This is a genomic window from Methylobacterium sp. M6A4_1b (genome assembly GCF_053345175.1).
Genome location: NZ_JBKEZQ010000010.1, coordinates 126,584 through 142,666, shown reverse-complemented (window position 1 = coordinate 142,666; position 16,083 = coordinate 126,584). Strand labels below are relative to the sequence as shown.

The 16,083-nt window shown below is 72.3% G+C and carries 16 protein-coding genes; 5 read left to right on the top strand and 11 right to left on the bottom strand.

Translation table 11 applies throughout. The features are described 5' to 3' along the window. Window positions 1–10: 10 nt before the first annotated feature. Entirely contained in the window at window positions 11–634 is a 624-nt protein-coding gene (locus ACLBWX_RS12510) for a YceI family protein (RefSeq protein ID WP_447677388.1), read from the bottom strand. 98 nt (window positions 635–732) lie between these two features. On the opposite strand from ACLBWX_RS12510, the gene ACLBWX_RS12505 reads away from it, so the two are divergent. The 3 genes from ACLBWX_RS12505 to ACLBWX_RS12495 all read left to right on the top strand — a co-directional run bounded on the left by ACLBWX_RS12505 (window position 733) and on the right by ACLBWX_RS12495 (window position 3,611). Then, window positions 733–1,740, top strand: coding sequence for a LysR substrate-binding domain-containing protein (locus ACLBWX_RS12505; protein WP_447677387.1), 1,008 nt, complete (start codon window positions 733–735; stop codon window positions 1,738–1,740). A 63-nt stretch (window positions 1,741–1,803) separates the two neighbouring features. Then, window positions 1,804–2,847, top strand: a complete 1,044-nt coding sequence (locus ACLBWX_RS12500) for a YihY/virulence factor BrkB family protein (protein ID WP_447677386.1) — start codon at window positions 1,804–1,806, stop codon at window positions 2,845–2,847. A gap of 194 nt (window positions 2,848–3,041) precedes the next feature. Then, window positions 3,042–3,611: an NUDIX domain-containing protein gene (locus ACLBWX_RS12495; protein WP_447677385.1), complete on the top strand. Its 570-nt coding sequence runs from the start codon at window positions 3,042–3,044 to the stop codon at window positions 3,609–3,611. A 26-nt stretch (window positions 3,612–3,637) separates the two neighbouring features. On the opposite strand, the gene fabI is transcribed toward ACLBWX_RS12495, so the two are convergent. The 3 genes from fabI to fabA form a co-directional block, all read right to left on the bottom strand. Next, entirely contained in the window at window positions 3,638–4,471 is an 834-nt protein-coding gene (gene fabI / locus ACLBWX_RS12490; protein WP_447677384.1) for an enoyl-ACP reductase FabI, read from the bottom strand. Between the two features lie 430 nt (window positions 4,472–4,901). After that, window positions 4,902–6,128 carry a beta-ketoacyl-ACP synthase I gene (fabB, locus tag ACLBWX_RS12485; RefSeq protein ID WP_447677383.1) on the bottom strand — a complete coding sequence of 409 codons (1,227 nt, stop codon included), beginning with the start codon at window positions 6,126–6,128 and terminating at the stop codon, window positions 4,902–4,904. Window positions 6,129–6,260: 132 nt separating this feature from the next. Further along, window positions 6,261–6,842: a 3-hydroxyacyl-[acyl-carrier-protein] dehydratase FabA gene (fabA, locus tag ACLBWX_RS12480; protein WP_447677382.1), complete on the bottom strand. Its 582-nt coding sequence runs from the start codon at window positions 6,840–6,842 to the stop codon at window positions 6,261–6,263. A 355-nt stretch (window positions 6,843–7,197) separates the two neighbouring features. Here fabA and irr point away from each other — a divergent pair, with 355 nt between their 5' ends. Together irr and ACLBWX_RS12470 are read left to right on the top strand one after the other, a co-directional pair. Beyond that, window positions 7,198–7,707, top strand: coding sequence for a Fur family transcriptional regulator Irr (gene irr, locus ACLBWX_RS12475; RefSeq protein ID WP_447677381.1), 510 nt, complete (start codon window positions 7,198–7,200; stop codon window positions 7,705–7,707). 174 nt (window positions 7,708–7,881) lie between these two features. Then, window positions 7,882–8,466 (top strand): histidine phosphatase family protein, encoded by a 585-nt coding sequence (locus ACLBWX_RS12470; RefSeq protein WP_447677380.1) that lies wholly within the window; start codon window positions 7,882–7,884, stop codon window positions 8,464–8,466. Here the strand turns inward: ACLBWX_RS12470 and ACLBWX_RS12465 are convergent. From ACLBWX_RS12465 to ccmI, 7 genes are all read right to left on the bottom strand, one after another. After that, entirely contained in the window at window positions 8,388–9,188 is an 801-nt protein-coding gene (locus ACLBWX_RS12465) for a hypothetical protein (RefSeq protein ID WP_447677379.1), read from the bottom strand. The genes ACLBWX_RS12470 and ACLBWX_RS12465 overlap by 79 nt on opposite strands. A gap of 116 nt (window positions 9,189–9,304) precedes the next feature. Beyond that, window positions 9,305–10,312 carry a nickel/cobalt transporter gene (locus ACLBWX_RS12460; RefSeq protein WP_447677378.1) on the bottom strand — a complete coding sequence of 336 codons (1,008 nt, stop codon included), beginning with the start codon at window positions 10,310–10,312 and terminating at the stop codon, window positions 9,305–9,307. Next, window positions 10,303–10,971, bottom strand: a complete 669-nt coding sequence (locus ACLBWX_RS12455) for a DUF1007 family protein (protein WP_447677377.1) — start codon at window positions 10,969–10,971, stop codon at window positions 10,303–10,305. The genes ACLBWX_RS12460 and ACLBWX_RS12455 overlap by 10 nt, the downstream gene beginning before the upstream one ends. A gap of 141 nt (window positions 10,972–11,112) precedes the next feature. Continuing rightward, on the bottom strand, window positions 11,113–11,583 hold the full coding sequence (locus tag ACLBWX_RS12450; protein WP_447677376.1) for a cytochrome c-type biogenesis protein: 471 nt from the start codon (window positions 11,581–11,583) through the stop codon (window positions 11,113–11,115). Continuing rightward, window positions 11,580–13,580, bottom strand: a complete 2,001-nt coding sequence (locus ACLBWX_RS12445) for a heme lyase CcmF/NrfE family subunit (protein WP_447677375.1) — start codon at window positions 13,578–13,580, stop codon at window positions 11,580–11,582. The genes ACLBWX_RS12450 and ACLBWX_RS12445 overlap by 4 nt, the downstream gene beginning before the upstream one ends. Before the next feature lie 58 nt (window positions 13,581–13,638). Next, window positions 13,639–14,163, bottom strand: coding sequence for a cytochrome c maturation protein CcmE (ccmE, locus tag ACLBWX_RS12440; RefSeq protein ID WP_447677374.1), 525 nt, complete (start codon window positions 14,161–14,163; stop codon window positions 13,639–13,641). Window positions 14,164–14,408: 245 nt separating this feature from the next. After that, on the bottom strand, window positions 14,409–15,947 hold the full coding sequence (gene ccmI, locus ACLBWX_RS12435; RefSeq protein ID WP_447677373.1) for a c-type cytochrome biogenesis protein CcmI: 1,539 nt from the start codon (window positions 15,945–15,947) through the stop codon (window positions 14,409–14,411). Between the last annotated feature and the right edge of the window lie 136 nt (window positions 15,948–16,083).

The following is a 16,083-nucleotide window of genomic DNA, read 5'->3' as shown; positions in this document are numbered from 1 at the left end:
ACGGCGCGCCTTATTCCTTGCGCTCGAAGGCGCCCGCGATGGTGAGGTGCAGGTCGTCGCCGATCAGCGGCACGTAGGTCTTCACGCCGAACTCCGAGCGCTTGATCGTGCCGGTGGCCTCGAAGCCCACGGTGACCTTCTTGTTCAGCGGGTTCACGCCGGCGCCGACCAGGGTGACGGTCAGCGTCACCGGCTTCGTCACGCCGTGCAGGGTCAGGTCGCCGGTGACCTTCGCCTTGTCCTTGCCCTCGGGGGCGACCTTCGTGGAGACGAAGGTCATCTCGGGGAACTTGCCTGCGTCGAGCCACTGGTCGCCCTTGAGCTCGCCGGTCAGCTTCTCGCTGGTCGTCATCACCGAAGCCACCGGGATCTTGATGGACAGCTTCGAGGCGGCGGGGGTCTTCGGCTGCAGTTCGAGGGTTCCCGACACGTCCGAGAAGCCGCCCGAGTAGTTCGAGAAGCCCATGTGCGAGACCGTCCAGCCGACCTGGGTATGGCCGGGATCGACCGCGTAGGTGCCGGCCTGGATCTGGGCCGGGTCGCGGGTCGGCGGGGTCTGGGCGAGAGCCGGCGCGGCGAGCGCGAGGGTCACGGCGACGAGGGTGGAGGCGAGGGTGGAAGAGAGACGGATCACGGGTTTCGCTCCGAGGATGAGGGCGCCGGGGGCGCCGCTTCGGTGGAGCGCAGATAGGCCGCTTCCCCGGGGTGCGATAGCGCGCTAATCGGGGACACATGGTTGCGCATCTGGAAACCTTCGCCGGAAACCTCGACGATGTCCGTGCTTTCTGCGCGGTCGTCGATCTCGGCAGCATGACCCAGGCCGGTGCCTTCCTGCGCGAGACCAAGGGCAGCGTCAGCCGGCGCGTCGCCCGCCTGGAGGCGGTGCTGAAGGTGACCCTGCTCGCGCGCACGCCGCGGGCGGTCTCGCCCACCGCCGAGGGACTCGCCTTCCACGCCCGGGCCCTGGAGAGCCTCGCCCTCCTCGACGAGGCCCTGCAGACGGCGCGGGGTGCCCGCACCCAGCCGCGGGGGCACCTGCGCGTGACGGCCTCGATCGATTTCGGCGTCGAGGTGCTGCCGGACCTCGTGGCGAGCTTCCGGGCCAGGCATCCGCAGATCACCCTCGAACTCCTCGTCACCGACAGCCGCCTCGATCTCGCCGCCAACCGGGTCGACCTCGCCCTGCGCCTCGGCGGCGGCGACCACCCCGACAGCGGCTACACCGCCCCGATCCTGGCCGACCTGACGATCGGCCTCTATGCCGCCCCGGCCTATCTGGCGCAGCGCCCGGGGCCGGTCGACATCGCCGAGCTGTCTGCGCACGACGTGGTGCTCGCCCGCGAGCGCCTCGGCGCCACCCAGATCCTCGTGTCGGACGCCGAGGGGCGCGAGGCCGGGATCACCCTGCGGCCGGCCGTGCGGGCCACGGATTTCGCCACGGTGCTGCGCCTGACCCTGGCCGGGGCGGGCATCGGCCATATCCCGAGCCTCGTCGCGGCGAAGTCCCTGGCCCGGGGCCATCTCGTGCGCGTCCTGCCCGACTGGGCGAGCCGGGGCGGGACCCTGCGCGCCGTCACCCTCGCGGGCCGCGAACTTCCCGCGCGGGTGCGCCTGTTCCGCGAGCACGTCCGCACGGAACTGGCCCGGCAGGCCGCGACCTGCCCCATGTCCGGGCTCGATCGTCCCACGCCTGTACCGGCATCGGTGACGACCTATGACGAGACTTCAGGCAGAGTGTGATCCCGGGAGGGCGAGCCCCTCGCGGCGGCGTTCCGGCGACGAGCGGTCCGGCGGGGTCTCGGCATGGTGCGAGAAGAGGAAGAGGGTCAGGACTGGCGCTCGGTCAGCACCCGCGCCCTGAATCCGGAGGAGCTGGCGGAGGCGCGCCAGCGCGCGCACGAGCCCGGCCGCGGCCGGGGCGCGACCGACCCCATCGATATCCCCAAGGCCGGCTGGCGGGACATCCTCTGGCGGGTGTTCTGGGCCATGCCCCAGGACCGGGTGCTGACCACGGCGGGCGGCGTCGCCTTCTTCGCCCTGCTGGCGGTCTTCCCCGGCCTCGTCGCCGTGGTGTCGATCTACGGATTGTTCTCGGACCCCCACGTCATCAGCCAGCATGTCAGCCTGCTGGCGGACATCCTGCCGCCGGGCGCCCTCGAGCTGTTCTCGGACCAGCTGGTGCGGATCGCGCAGCGCAGCACCGGCTCCTTGAGCACCACCTCGGGCATCAGCCTGCTGATCGCCCTGTGGAGCGCCAATTCCGGGGTGAGCGCGCTCTTCGACGCCCTCAACGTGATCTACAAGGAGCGGGAGAAGCGCAGCTTGATCCGCTTCTACGCCACCACCTTCCTGTTCACGATCACCAGCGTGGTGTTCTTCCTCGTCTCCACCAGCGCGGTGGTTCTGCTGCCGGCGATCCTCGACCGCCTCGGCTTCATCACCGCCACCGACACCATCCTGCAGATCGTGCGCTGGCCGGCGCTCCTCGGCGTCGTCACCCTCAGCCTGTCGCTGATCTACCGCTACGGCCCCAGCCGGAACCGGGCGAAGTGGCGCTGGGTGACCTGGGGCAGCAGCCTCGCGGCCCTGCTCTGGGTCACCGCCTCGGGGGTGTTCTCCTGGTATGTGGCGAGCTTCGACAGCTACAACCGCATCTACGGGTCGCTGGGGGCCGGCATCGGGTTCATGACCTGGATGTGGCTGTCCATCGTCATCGTCCTCGTGGGCGCCGAGATCAATTCGGAGATGGAGCGCCAGACCGGGTGCGACAGCACCGAGGGCCAGCCGAAGCCCCTCGGCGTCCGCCAGGCCTTCGCCGCCGACAGCGTGGGGCCGAGCCAGGAGTGAGCCGCGGCGCGCCGGCGCCCGGGAACAGCGCCGAGGGCGGGCGGGTTTCCCGACGGCGAGACGTCGGGGGCGGCCGATGGCCGGATCGACCTCGACGCGCGCATCAGGGTGATCTTGGGCGCCCTGGCGGGCGGCCCCGAGGGAGAGGCGCCCATGACAGGACCGCGCCCTCGCGCGAGAAAGACCGTGCCGCGATGAAAGCCGAGATCCTCAGCCTGCGGACCCTCCACGAGGGCTGGAGCCGCTTCTCCCTGGCCCGGGTCCGCCTCGCCGACGGCAGCGAGGCCGAGCGCGAGATCGAGGACCACGGCAATTCGGTCGGGGTGCTGCCCTACGATCCCGCCCGCCGGGTCGCGACCCTGGTGCGCGAGCTGCGCGTGCCGGCCCTCTACGTCGCCGGCGAGCAGAGCCAGCTCGAGGCCCCGGCCGGGCTGATCGACGACGGCACGCCCGAGGAGAATGCCCGGCGGGAGGTGCTGGAGGAGGCCGGCCTGCGCCTCGGCGACCTCGACTTCGTCGGCGCCGCCTATTCCTGCGGGGGCATCTCGACGGAGCGCATCCACCTGTTCCTGGCCGCCTACGCCCCCGCCGACCGGGTCGCGGGCGGCGGGGGCGCGGAGGGCGAGCACGAGAACATCCGGGTCGTCGAGATGCCGCTGGCCGACCTCGCCCGGATGGCCGATCGCTGCGCGCTGACCGACCTCAAGACCCTGACCCTGGTCCTCGCCCTGCGCGCCCGCCGGCCGGACCTGTTCGCGGACTGATCCTGTCGCGGTCCGGAGGCGGCCCCTCAGACCGCGTCGCCGATGACCCCGGCCTCGTCCTGGGCCTGCAGCACGTCGGGGCGGGGCATCGAGATGATGTTGTAGCCGGAATCGACGAAGTGGATCTCGCCGGTGACGCCGCCCGAGAGTTCCGAGAGGAGATACATCGCCGAGCCGCCGACCTCCTCCTGGGTCACCGTGCGGCGCAGGGGGGCGTGCGCCTTCTGGTGGTTGAACATCAGGCGGGCGTCGGCGATGCCGGCGCCGGCCAGGGTCCGCATCGGACCCGCCGAGAGGGCGTTGACCCGGATGCCGTCCGGCCCGAGGTCCCCGGCGAGGTAGCGTACGGAGGCCTCGAGGGCGGCCTTGGCGACACCCATGACGTTGTAGTTCGGCATGATCCGGGTGGAGCCGCCGTAGGTCAGCGTCAGGAGCGAGCCGCCGCGCGGCATCCGCCTGGCCGCGCGCTGGGCGATCTCGGTGAAGGAGAAGCAGGAGATCGTCATCGTCCGCGAAAAATTCTCGCGCGTGGTCACGTCGACGTAGCGGCCCTTGAGCTGTCCCTTGTCGGAGAACCCGATGGCATGGACGACGAAGTCGAGGCCCTCGGGGAAGTGGGTGTCCAGGGCCGTGAACAGGGCGTCGACGCTGGCGATGTCCTCGACATCGCAGGGCAGGACGATGTCCGAGCCGACGGAGGCCGCCAGCGGCGTCACCCGGCGTCCCAGCGCGTCGCCCTGGTAGGTGAAGGCCAGTTGGGCCCCGTGGCGGTGCAGGACCTTGGCGATGCCCCAGGCGATCGAGTGATCGTTGGCGACCCCCATGATGAGGCCGCGCTTTCCCGCCATCAAACCCGTCATGCACTTCCCCCGGTCGCGGACCCTGGACCCCTCGGGCCCGTCATCGTTGGCTGGAGGCTTAGCGCGCGGCTCGTGACTCTGTCCAATCCGGGCAAGGCGCGTGAGCGAGACCCGTGGGAGAAGGCCCGGGCGAAACGCGAAGGCCCCGTCCGGGCCATGGGCCGGACGGGGCCTTGCAGGAATCTCGGGGGAGCCGGCGGGCCCTGTAGCTAGAAGTAGCCATCCGTGTCGCAGTTGGCGCGGTCGATCAGGACCTGCTTGATGTACACGGCCGTGGTTCCGGCAAGGGCGAGGCCGCCGACCGTTCCGAGGGTGAACCACAACATGGCGGCGCCTTCCAGCAATCCATAGAAACAATGAACTGCGGACGGCCTCTCCAGTTCCTTAACGCAGAGGTGGATCCCTTAACGCCGAAGCGGGATCGGCGCCGTCAGGCGTCGACGTGCTTGAGGACCAGCGTCGCGTTGGTGCCGCCGAAGCCGAAGGAATTCGAGAGGACGTGGCCGAGCTTCGCCCCGTCGCGGCGCTGGCGCAGGATCGGCATGTCGGCGAAGGCCGGATCGATCTCGTCGATATGCGCGCTCTCGCAGATGAAGTCGTTGTTCATCATCAGGAGCGCGTAGATCGCCTCCTGCACGCCCGTCGCCCCGAGGGAATGGCCTGTGAGCGACTTGGTGGCGGCGATCGGCGGGCAGGCATCGCCGCGCCCGAAGACCTCGCGGATCGCCTCGATCTCCTTGTCGTCGCCGACTGGCGTCGAGGTGGCGTGCGGATTGATGTAGTCGATCTTCGCGCCCTTGAGGCCCTCGATCGCCTGGCGCATGCAGCGCACCGCACCCTCGCCGGAGGGCGCGACCATGTCGTGCCCGTCCGAGGTGGCGCCGTAGCCGGCGATCTCGCCGTAGATCGTGGCGCCGCGGGCCTTGGCGTGCTCGTATTCCTCCAGCACCAGCACGCCGGCACCGCCCGCGATGACGAAGCCGTCGCGGTTGGCGTCGTAGGCGCGCGACGCCCGGGCCGGACTGTCGTTGTACTTCGACGACATGGCGCCCATGGCGTCGAACAGCACCGAGAGGGTCCAGTCGAGGTCCTCGCAGCCGCCCGCGAAGATGATGTCCTGCCGCCCGCCCTGGATGACCTCGGCGGCGTTGCCGATGCAGTGGTTCGACGTCGCGCAGGCGGACGAGATCGAATAGTTCACGCCCTTGATCTTGAACCAGGTCGCCAGGGTCGCGGAGGCGGTGGAGGACATCGCCTTCGGCACGGCGAAGGGGCCGACGCGCTTGGGACCCTTGTCGATCGCGATCGCGGCGGATTCGACGATGACCTTCGTGGACGGGCCGCCCGACCCCATGATGATGCCGGTGCGGTCGTTGGAGACGTCGCCCGCCTCCAGCCCGGCGTTCCGGATCGCCTGGTCCATGGCGACGTGGTTCCAGGCGGTGCCGCCGCCGTGGAAGCGCATGGCGCGCCGGTCGACGACGCCCTCGGGGTCGAGGGTGGGACGGCCCTCCACCTGGCTCCGGAAGCCGTGCTCCGCGTAGGAGGCCGAACGCCCGATGCCGGACTTGGCCTCGCGCAGCGAGGCGAGGACTTCCTCGGTGTTGTTGCCGATGGATGAGACGATGCCCATCCCGGTGATCACGACACGCCGCATGGACACGATGCTCTCCGCCGCCGGGGCTTGCTCTTCGCGGTGCTTGTTCTTGAGACGGCACCTGCGCGTGGCTTCAGGTAGGACGCGGACGTCCCGATCTCAACTGCGCCGGCCGACTCGACCGGGCCGGCCTCAAGCGCCGGCGGCGTCGGCCTGCGCCTGGAACAGCGCGACGCGCAGGTCCTTGGCCTCGTAGATCCGCGTGCCGTCGGCCTCCAGCCAGCCGTCGGCGATGCCGAGCACCAGCTTGCCGAGGCGCACGCGCTTGATGTCGATGCCGTAGACGACCTTGGTCACCGTGGGCAGGACCTGGTCGGAGAACTTGACCTCGCCGACGCCCAGCGCTCGGCCGCGGCCGGGAGCCCCGAGCCAGCCGAGGTGGAAGCCGACGAGCTGCCAGAGGGCGTCGAGGCCGAGGCAGCCGGGCATCACCGGGTCGTTCTTGAAGTGGCAGCCGAAGAACCAGAGGTCCGGGCGGATGTCGAATTCGGCGAGCACGTGGCCCTTGCCGTGGGCGCCGCCCTCGGACCCGATCGAGACGATGCGATCGAACATCAGCATCGGCGGCAGCGGCAGCTGCGCGTTCCCGGCGCCGAACAGCTCGCCACGGCCACAGGCGAGCAGTTCCTCGTAGGAATAGTGCGAGGCCCGCTGGGGCACGGCGGTCGCCGGGGCGGTGCCCGACGGAGCGTTCGGATCGGAAGCGGAAGACATGATGAGCGGATCGGTCCTCAGGGATGGGTCTGGGGCGGAGAAGGCCCCTCGGCCTCGCGCCGCCATCCCCGAACGGGACCGGCACGGGCCGATCCACCCGACGATGCGGCGTGAAATCGGCGCTTCGTTAACACAGGGCCTGTGCGCCTCAAAGCCGCGTGCCCGCTCCGGGCGTCCCGATCCGCGCCTGTCGCCCGGCCGGACGAGGTCGAGCTTGGAGCGGCTGGGCTTTGGATGGGAGACGGCCCCGCGCGACTCGGCGGCCCCGCACGCGGCTCGGGTTGCGATGCGGCGGCGGGTTCCGTATAGGTGGAGACTGAGTTTCCAGTTTCTGCGTGGGATGTTTGTACGCCCGATGTCCAACCTTCTGCCCCTGCAGGCCATGCTGAACGCCCGGACCTCCGTTCCCGGCGGCGACGCGACCGCCGGCCGTCGCGGTTGTCCGCTGTCGGACCTGCGCGACCGTCTGCGCCGGGCCGGCCTGCGTCCGACCCGCCAGCGCCTGTCCCTGGGCTGGCTGCTGTTCGGCCGCGGCGATCGCCACCTCACGGCGGAAATGCTCTACGACGAGGCGATGCGCGCCAAGGTTCCGGTGTCGCTGGCCACGGTCTACAACACCCTGCACCAGTTCACCGAGGCCGGCCTTTTGCGCCAGCTCGCCCTCGACGGCTCGAAGGCCTACTTCGACACCAACCCGAGCGAGCACCACCACTTCTTCCTCGAGGACGAGGGGCAGGTGATGGACATGCCCGATTGCGGGATCACCGTCGATTCCCTGCCCGACGCGCCCGAGGGCATGGAGATCGCCGGCGTCGAGGTGATCGTCCGCCTGCGCCGCCGCGGCCCGGTCGCCCGCAAGGCCTGACCACCCGCCGCGCCTCGCGTGCAGCGTCATCGAGGCCCGGGCAACCGGGCCTTTTTCTTTAGGCGCGGTACCCTTCTCCTGAGGCGCGGTGCCCTGCCGCGCGGCGCAACGATGGTCCGCCCCGCGGGGTTGTCGCCGGCACGCCGCATCCCATCCCATCGAAACCGGACCCGTATGGCCCCCTCCCGCATCGTCTGCGTCCGCCATGGCGAATCGACCTTCAACGCCGCCCACCGCCTGACCGGGCAGGACCCCGGCCACGTCGACGCCCGCTTGACCGAGCGGGGACAGGGGCAGGTCCGGGCGGCGCGGGCCGCCCTGCACGACATCCCCTTCGACCTCGTGGTGACCTCGCCCCTGACCCGGGCGATCCAGACCACCAAGGGCATCTTCGGTGACCATCCGAGCCGGCCGCGCATCCTCGTCGAGGTCCTGCACCGGGAGTGCCAGGAGAGCAGCTGCGACGTCGGCCGGGCCGCCTCGGTGCTGGCGGCCGAGTTTCCGGACGTCGCCGTCGATCACCTGCCGGAGATCTGGTGGCACGCCGAGGGCGAGCCCGATGCCCGCGGCGTCCATATCGAGCCGCGCACTCTCTTCGATGCCCGCGTCCTCGGCTTTCGCGACTGGCTCAGCGCCCGGCCCGAACGCAGCATCGCGGTCGTCGGCCACGGCACCTTCTTCTACCATCTGACGGGGGTCTGGCTCGACAACTGCCAGACCGTGACCTTCGACCCGGCCGCGGCGCCCGCCCCGGTCTGACGGGGCGTCCAAGCCGGCGCGGCCCGCGCGGCGTCCAGGCGTCTCTGCACCAGCGCGATCTCGAGGGGGGCCGCCCGGCGCCCGATCCCCAGGGCCTCGTCGAGGATCGCCACGGCGCCGGCCCAGGCCTCCGGCGCGAAGGGCGCGGCGCCCTCCGCGACCTCGGCCGCGCAGCGTGCATCCGCGAAGGCCTTCACGGCGGCGGTGGCGGCCCGAGCGACCGCCGAGGCGCGGGCGCCCTGCGCCCAGACCCCGCGCTGCGAGGCCGCCTGCGCCCCCGCCCCGCCGCGCCAGGCCGCCGCCCGTGCCGCCGCCAGGGCCTCCCCCGCATCTACGGCCCGGTCGCAGGCGGCGGCGAGGATGGGCATGCCGGCCCGGTCGAGGAGGGACGGCAGGATACGCCGCACGCTCGCGAGAGCCAGGAAGGCGATGCGCTCGGCCTCCACGGCCGGCGCGTCGGCGGAGCCGGACAGGCGCAGCACGAAGGGCATCAGGCGCGGACGCTCGGCGTCGGGCATCGCGTCGTTCAGGCCGAGAGCGTAGGCGGCCAAAGGCGGCGAGAAGCAGGGCGGGCAATCACCCGAGGCGCGGATCGCCCGGTAGGGCAGGCCGGCGGCCACGATGGCCGCCTCGTTGATGCAGGTGCCGCCGTCCGGGCCGGGAAAATCGTGTGCGCCGGCCAGGAGCCGCCAGTTCAGGATGTGCGCGAAGCCCGCCGTCATGCCCGCGCTCCCGCGTCCATCGGACCCCGAGAGTGCCACGCCCGCACGACCTTGGCGAGGGAGGGCCTTCGGCGGACGGACCTGCGACAGAGCCGCAGACGACCCGGCGTTGCCCGTCAGCCGCCGAGATCGGCCGCGAGCCCCGCCAGCATGGCGAGGCCGAGCACCAGCACGAAGGCGCCGGCGAGGAGTTCGAGGCCGCCGATGGTGAGCGCCCCGGCCCGTCCGCGCCCGCCCGCGAGGCGCAGGGCGAAGGCCTTGGCAAAGACAGCGAGGCTGGCCAGCGTCCCGGTGGTCAGGGCGGTGCCGAGGGCCATGGCGAGGGTCGCGGCGATGCCGGCGGCCAGCAGGCCCTGCGAGGCGGAGAAGACGAGGATCAGCACCGCCCCGGCGCAGGGGCGCGTGCCGGCCGCGAGCACCACGCCGGCCCGCTCGCGCCAGGAATCGAGGCGGGCGATGGCCGCCGCGTCGGTCAGGTGGACGTGGCCGCAGCCGGGCGCGCAGGCGGGATCGCTGCCGCCCGCCAGCCGCCCGGCCTTGCGCCAGGTCACGGCGAGGCCAAGGAGCGCCACGAGGGCGAAGCTCCCCGTCTCGATCACCGTGCCGGCGCGGGTCATGCCCGCGGCCGTGGCGCCGAGCACCAGGGTTCCGATGCCCACGAGGGCGATGGCCACCAGCGCCTGGAGCAGGGCGGCGGCGAAGCTGAGGCTGAAGCCGCGGGTCAGGGCGCGCTCCCCGGCGACGATGTAGCCCGCGATCACCGCCTTGCCGTGGCCCGGCCCGGCGGCGTGGAACACCCCGTAGGCGAAACCGAGGAGCATCATCGGCCCCCAGGCGCCTCCCGCCTTCAGGGATTGCACGGCGCCCTGGAGGCTGCGGGAAAAGCTCGCCTGCAGGGCGAGGATCCGGCCCCCGAGGCCGGTGGCGGCCGGGGCGGCCTCGCGGAACCCGATGCCGAACGGCGAGCGCGGCGGCGGAGCGGCGGCATCCTGGCTCACCAGCCAGGCGAGGCCGGCGACGATCAGGCTCGCGAGGGCGACGGCCGCGAGGGCGAGGAGAACCTGTCGGGCGAGGCGGGACCGCCCGTCCGGCCGGACGGCGTCGAGGGCGCCGCCTACGGACACGCGACGATGATCCGGTTGGCGAACTGGACGCCGTAGTTCGAGGCCGAGGTCAGCGCCTCGAAGAACGCCTCCGACATGCCCGGCTTGGCGTCTGCGGTCCTGGCGTCCGGGGTCTCGGTCTTGGGGCGGGTGAGCGTCGCGGCGCATCCGGCCGGCGCCCCGGCGAGGCGCGCGGCCTCCGCGCCCTCCGCGAGGCTGAAGGCGACGAAGAAGGTCGGGTCGTAGACCTCGAGGGCCGTCACGCCCCGGCCCTGGACGACGGGCGCCTTCAGCGGCAGGAGGAAGCTCAGGGTGAGCTTGTCGCCCTCCATCGCCATGCGGGGCTCGACGGGCTCGGCGAAGGCCTGCTCCTTGCCGCCGACCTTCATCTTCGTGAAGTAGCCGAACTCGGCGAGGTTGGCGGTGTTCTCGGCGGCGAGCCCCGAGAGCTCGTCCGGCGTCAGCTTGCCGTCCTTGTTCGCGTCGAGCCCCTGCGTGACGAAGGCGGAGTACGAGGCGTCGAAGGTCCAGGCATGGCGGACGCCGGTGACGCGGCCGCCGTCGCCGTAGGCGATCTCGGCCCTGGTCGTCACCCAGACGTGGGGATGCGCCTGCGCCGGAGCGGCCGCGAGGGCGGCTCCGAGAAGGGCGGCGATGCGGGAGGGCGAGGCGGTCGGCATGGCACGGGACGCTCGCGAGTCAGGGTAAAGACTTCGTAAAGCCGCGCCGGCCGCGTGGTCCGTCGCCTCGAAACGGTCTCCTGCCTCACTGGGGCGAAAACGAGGCGTGGGCGCCGGGTGCCCGGCCTTCAGCCGGCCGGCTCAGCCGCGCCGGGTCAGGGCGGCGATCTCGGCGCGCTCCTCGGCGCTGAGGCCCGCGGCGGTGTCGCCGGAGCGGCGGCGGGACAGGCGCCAGAGTCCGAACAGGCCCAGGCCCACCACCGCGACCGGCGTCAGCCACAGGAGCAGGGTGTGCAGGGCGAAGACCGGACGCAGGAGCACGTACTCGCCGTAGCGCCCGACCACGTAGGCCTGGACCTGCTTGTCGTCGTCCCCGGCGGTGAGCCGCTCGCGCACGATGAGGCGCAGGTCCCGGGCGAGGGGCGCGTCGGAATCGTCGATCGACTGGTTCTGGCAGACGAGGCAGCGCAGACCCGACGAGATGTCCCGCGCCCGCGCCTCCAGGGCCGGGTCCTTCAGCACCTCGTTCGGCTGGACCGCCCGGGCGCCGCCGGCGGAGACCAGCGCCAGCCCGAGAGCCAGGACGAGGCGCGGGAGCGCGGTCCGGCTCATTCGGCGGGCGCCATGCCGGGCGGGACGGACTTGGCCCGCGCCCGGGCCGGGGCGCCGACGCGCATGCGCCGGTCGGTCAGGGAGATCGCGCCGCCGAGCGCCATCACCACGGCGCCGAGCCAGATCAGCAGCACGAGGGGCTTGTAGTAGAGCCGCAGGCCGATGGCGCCCTCCGGCAGGACCTCGCCGAGGCTGGCGTAGACCTGGCTCGCGCCGATGGTCAGCAGGCCGGATTCCGTCACCGTCATCTTGCGGCTCGGATAGAACCGCTTGCCGGTCTCCACCGTGCCGACGAAGTCGCCGCCGGCCTTGCGGATCGTCAGGAAGGCGGTGGTCTCGGCGTAGTTCTCGCCGGCGCGCGGGCCGACCCGGTCGAGGGTCGCCACGTAGGGGCCGGAGGCGAGCGATTCGCCGGGCTTGAGGGTCTTCAGCCCCTCCGTCGCCCAGCCCTGGGCGGCGATGCCGAGCACGACGACGCCCACGCCCGCATGGGCCATCGCGGTGCCCCAGGCCGAGCGCGGCAGACCGGCGGCGCGGCGCCAGATCGCGGCGCCCCGGGCGCGGCTGCCGCCGTAGCCGCGGGCGCGGGACACGATCTCCATCACCGAGCCGATGACGAGGTACGCGCCGAGACCGATGCCGACGGGCGCCATCATCGGGCCGCCCCAGGTCATGGCCATCACGGCGAGGCCGACCACCAGCGCGGCGGCCAGGGCCGCGAACAGGCGCTGCGTCGCCGCGTGCACGTCGCCGCGCTTCCAGGCCAGGGTCTGGCCGAAGGGCACGATCAGGAGGAGCGGGATCGCCAGTGGCACGAAGGTGTAGTTGAAGAAGGGCGGCCCGACCGAGATCTTCTCGGCGGTCAGCATCTCCAGCAGTAGCGGGTAGAGCGTGCCCACGAAGACCGTGGCGCAGCCGGCGGCCAGGAACAGGTTGTTCATCACCAGCGCGCCCTCGCGCGAGATCGGCGCGAAGATGCCGCCCTGCCGCAGCATCGGCGCCCGCCAGGCGAACAGGGTGAACGAGCCGCCGATGAACAGGATCAGGATCGCCAGGATGAACACGCCGCGGGTCGGGTCGGTGGCGAAGGTGTGGACCGAGGTCAGCACGCCCGAGCGGACGATGAAGGTGCCGAGCAGCGAGAGCGAGAAGGTGAGGATGGCGAGCAGCACCGTCCAGACCTTCAGGGCGTCGCGCTTCTCCATGACTACGGTGGAGTGGAGGAGGGCGGTGCCGGCGAGCCAGGGCATCAGCGAGGCGTTCTCGACCGGGTCCCAGAACCACCAGCCGCCCCAGCCCAGCTCGTAATAGGCCCAGTACGAGCCCATCGCGATGCCGAGGGTCAGGAAGCTCCAGGCGATCAGGGTCCAGGGGCGCACGGCCCGGGCCCAGACCGCGTCGATGCGCCCGTCGATCAAAGCCGCGATGGCGAAGGCGAAGGTGATCGAGAAGCCGACATAACCGACGTAGAGGAGCGGCGGGTGCACCGCGAGGCCGAAATCCTGCAGCAGCGGGTTGAGGTCGTTGCCCTCCGCCGGAGCCGGGCTGACCCGGGTGAACGGGTTCGAGGTCGTGATGATGAACAGCACGAACACGAAGGTGATCAGTCCCTGCACCGCCAGGGTGTTCGCCCGCAGGGTCGGCGGCACGGATTCGCGCGCCACCGCCACCAGCGCCCCGAACAGGGCCAGGATGAGGACCCAGAGGAGCATCGAGCCCTCGTGGTTCCCCCAGACGCCGGAGATCTTGTAGAGGAAGGGCTTCGCGGTGTGGGAGTTCTCGATCACGTTGAGGACCGAGAAATCCGACGTGACGTGGGCGTAGGTCAGCGCCCCGAACGCGAACAGGATGCAGGCGAAGGCGCCCAGCGCCGCCGGTGTCGCCACGGCCCGCAGGGCCTGGTCGCCCGAGCGGGCGGCCCAGACCGGCATCACCGCCTGGACCAGGGACAGGGCGAGCGCCAGGGCAAGCGCGAAATGGCCGACCTCGATCAGCAAGGCGGGGTGTCCTTCCGGGGGATGTGCCGGTGGGGAACCGGCCGGCGGATGCGTGGCATCATCGCTCGCTGCGCTGGCCGAGGGTCTTGTCCTCGGCGGCCGTCCGGGTCCCGGAGGAGGCGGGCTCCGCGGGCTTCCCGGTCATGCCCTTGCCCTCCTGCCAGCGCCCCTGCGCCTTGAGAGCGTCGGCGACCTCGCGCGGCATGTAGGATTCGTCGTGCTTGGCCAGGACGGTGTCGGCGCGGAAGATGCCGCCCGGCAGGAGCGTGCCCTCGGTGACCACGCCCTGGCCCTCGCGGAACAGGTCGGGCAGCAGGCCGCGATACTGGACCGCGATGGTGGCGTTGGTGTCGGTCACCGCGAAGTCGACGGTCTGGTCCGGGCCGCGCTGGAGCGAGCCGTCCTTCACGAGGCCGCCGAGGCGGAAGCGCGTGCCGGGCGCCACGGTCTGGGCGGCGACCTCGGTGGGCGAGCGGAAGAACACGATCGACCCGCTCATGGCCGACAGGATCAGGCCGAGGGCCAGCGCCAGCACGGCGCCGCAGGCGGCGATCAGGATCAGGCGGCGGCTCTTGCGTGTCACGTGGGCAGGGTCCCGGTTGGTGGCACGGACGGTGGGGCGGCGCGCATCCCGCGCCGAGATTCTGGTGGGGCAAGATCTCGGCAGGGCAAGATCTCGGCAGGGCAAGATCTTGGCAGAACAAGATCCTGGCCGAGGAGAGGTCCCCGGCAGGGAATGTCGTGGCCTCCGGTGTCGACCGGGGCGCCACCCGGGTCAAGGCCCGGGGCCGGGACCGATTGTCAGGGGTGGCGGCTCCGCGTCGCGGATCAGGGCTTCGCCGCTGCGGCGCCGGGCTTCGCGCCGGGCTGGAGGCTCAGCTCGCGCGACAATTCGCCGAGCCGCTCGATGGCGGCCGCGTCGGGGCTCAGGGCCATGCGGGCCCGGTCCAGGGCCTGCAGGGCGCGGTCGCGCTCGCCGAGGACGCTGTAGGACCGGATGAGGCGCAACCAGTCGTCGACGCCGCCGCCCTTGGCCGCCAGCCGTCGGTCGAGTCCCGCCACCATGCCGCGGATCGCGGCGTCCCGCTCCGCCGCCGGCATCGCCTTCACGGCGGCGACGGCAGCCTCGGTGCCCGCCCGGGCCGCGTCGTCCGAGGCCGCTCCAGCCGCCGGCGGGACCGACGCCGTGGGCGCGACCGGCGCGTTGGCCGGGGTGGCGGGAGCCGCTGCCAGTCCCGCCTCGGCGGCGATCGCGTCGAGGCGGGGCTTGGCTTCGGGATCGTCGCCGAGGGCCTTGCGCGCCCGCTCCAGGGCGTCCTTCGCCTTGTCGCGCTCCTGCAGCACGCCGTAGGAGCGCACGAGGCGCAGCCAATCCTCCAGGCTGCCGCCGCGATCGGCGAGACGCTTGTCCAGGCTGTCGACCATGGCCCGGATGGCCCCGTCGCGGCTTGCGGGCGGCAGGGCCTGGAGGGCGGCCGCGGCGCCGGCCTCGGGCGCCTTCGACAGTCCGGGCGCGGCCTCGCCCGTCAGGCGCGCGAGGTTCTCGCGGACGAGGGGGAGCCAGGGCGCATCGGCGGGGGCGGCGTCGGCCATGGCCTGCAGGCGCCGGATCGCCTGGGGCACGTCGCCGTCGAGCTCGGCCGCCCGCGCGAGGTAGAATTGCGGCTTGGCGACCTGCCCGTCGAGGTCGACCGCCCGCTGGAAGATGCCCTTGGCCTCGGGCGTGACCGCACCGTTGGCCGCCGCCACCAGGGCCTCGCCCCAGTCGGACAGGCGCTGCGGCGTCTCGCCCAGGAGGCGGGCGGCCGCCTCGTAGGCGTGGGCGGCATCGTCGAAGCGGCCCATCCGCATGTAGACGGGGGCGAGCACCGACCAGCCGCGCCCGTCGGTGGGGTCGGCGGCGAGCCGCGCCTCGATCTGCCCGATCGCCTTCAGCAGATCCTGATCGCCGCTCTGGGCCGCCGCCCGTTCGGCCTGGCCCTGCGCCGGCATGTGCGGCGAGCCGTAGAGGCCGTAGGCGATGAGGGCGACGAGGGGAATGGTCGAGAGGGCGAAGGCCGAGGCCGCCCGGCGCTGGCGCAGGGCCGGCTCGGCGATGTCCTGGGCGGCGGGGACGCCGGCGCGGTTGGCGCGCAGCAGGCGACGGGCCGCCTCGGTGCGCGCGGCCTCCGCCTCCGGCGCCGCGATCAGGCCGCGGGCCTCGTCGCGCTCGATCTCGCGCAGCTGGTCCTCGTAGAAGCCGGTCTCGGTGGCGAGGCCGCCGGCTTCCGGCGCGGCGGCGGGATTGGCCCGGCGCGACATCGGCCAGAGCAGGGCGAGCACCGCCGCGCCGGTCATGACCGCCAGTATGAACCAAAGTGCCGTCATCACGCCCCAGACGCTGCCCCGCTTGCATGTAGACGCGGGTCCCCGCCGGCACGATGCAGGCCTTGGGCGACACGGTGTCACGCGCAGCACTTCCGGGGGAGGGCGCAACCCTAGAGCATGACGGCGGGCGGGGAAA

Excerpts from the sequence above, each read along its gene's own strand:
- ACLBWX_RS12505 (WP_447677387.1), top strand. The coding sequence starts at position 733 with ATGGTTGCGCATCTGGAAACCTTCGCCGGAAACCTCGACGATGTCCGT.
- ACLBWX_RS12500 (WP_447677386.1), top strand. The coding sequence starts at position 1,804 with ATGGTGCGAGAAGAGGAAGAGGGTCAGGACTGGCGCTCGGTCAGCACC.
- ACLBWX_RS12495 (WP_447677385.1), top strand. The coding sequence starts at position 3,042 with ATGAAAGCCGAGATCCTCAGCCTGCGGACCCTCCACGAGGGCTGGAGC.
- fabI (WP_447677384.1), bottom strand. The coding sequence starts at position 4,471 with ATGACGGGTTTGATGGCGGGAAAGCGCGGCCTCATCATGGGGGTCGCC.
- fabB (WP_447677383.1), bottom strand. The coding sequence starts at position 6,128 with ATGCGGCGTGTCGTGATCACCGGGATGGGCATCGTCTCATCCATCGGC.
- fabA (WP_447677382.1), bottom strand. The coding sequence starts at position 6,842 with ATGTCTTCCGCTTCCGATCCGAACGCTCCGTCGGGCACCGCCCCGGCG.
- irr (WP_447677381.1), top strand. The coding sequence starts at position 7,198 with ATGTCCAACCTTCTGCCCCTGCAGGCCATGCTGAACGCCCGGACCTCC.
- ACLBWX_RS12470 (WP_447677380.1), top strand. The coding sequence starts at position 7,882 with ATGGCCCCCTCCCGCATCGTCTGCGTCCGCCATGGCGAATCGACCTTC.
- ACLBWX_RS12465 (WP_447677379.1), bottom strand. The coding sequence starts at position 9,188 with ATGACGGCGGGCTTCGCGCACATCCTGAACTGGCGGCTCCTGGCCGGC.
- ACLBWX_RS12455 (WP_447677377.1), bottom strand. The coding sequence starts at position 10,971 with ATGCCGACCGCCTCGCCCTCCCGCATCGCCGCCCTTCTCGGAGCCGCC.
- ACLBWX_RS12450 (WP_447677376.1), bottom strand. The coding sequence starts at position 11,583 with ATGAGCCGGACCGCGCTCCCGCGCCTCGTCCTGGCTCTCGGGCTGGCG.
- ccmI (WP_447677373.1), bottom strand. The coding sequence starts at position 15,947 with ATGACGGCACTTTGGTTCATACTGGCGGTCATGACCGGCGCGGCGGTG.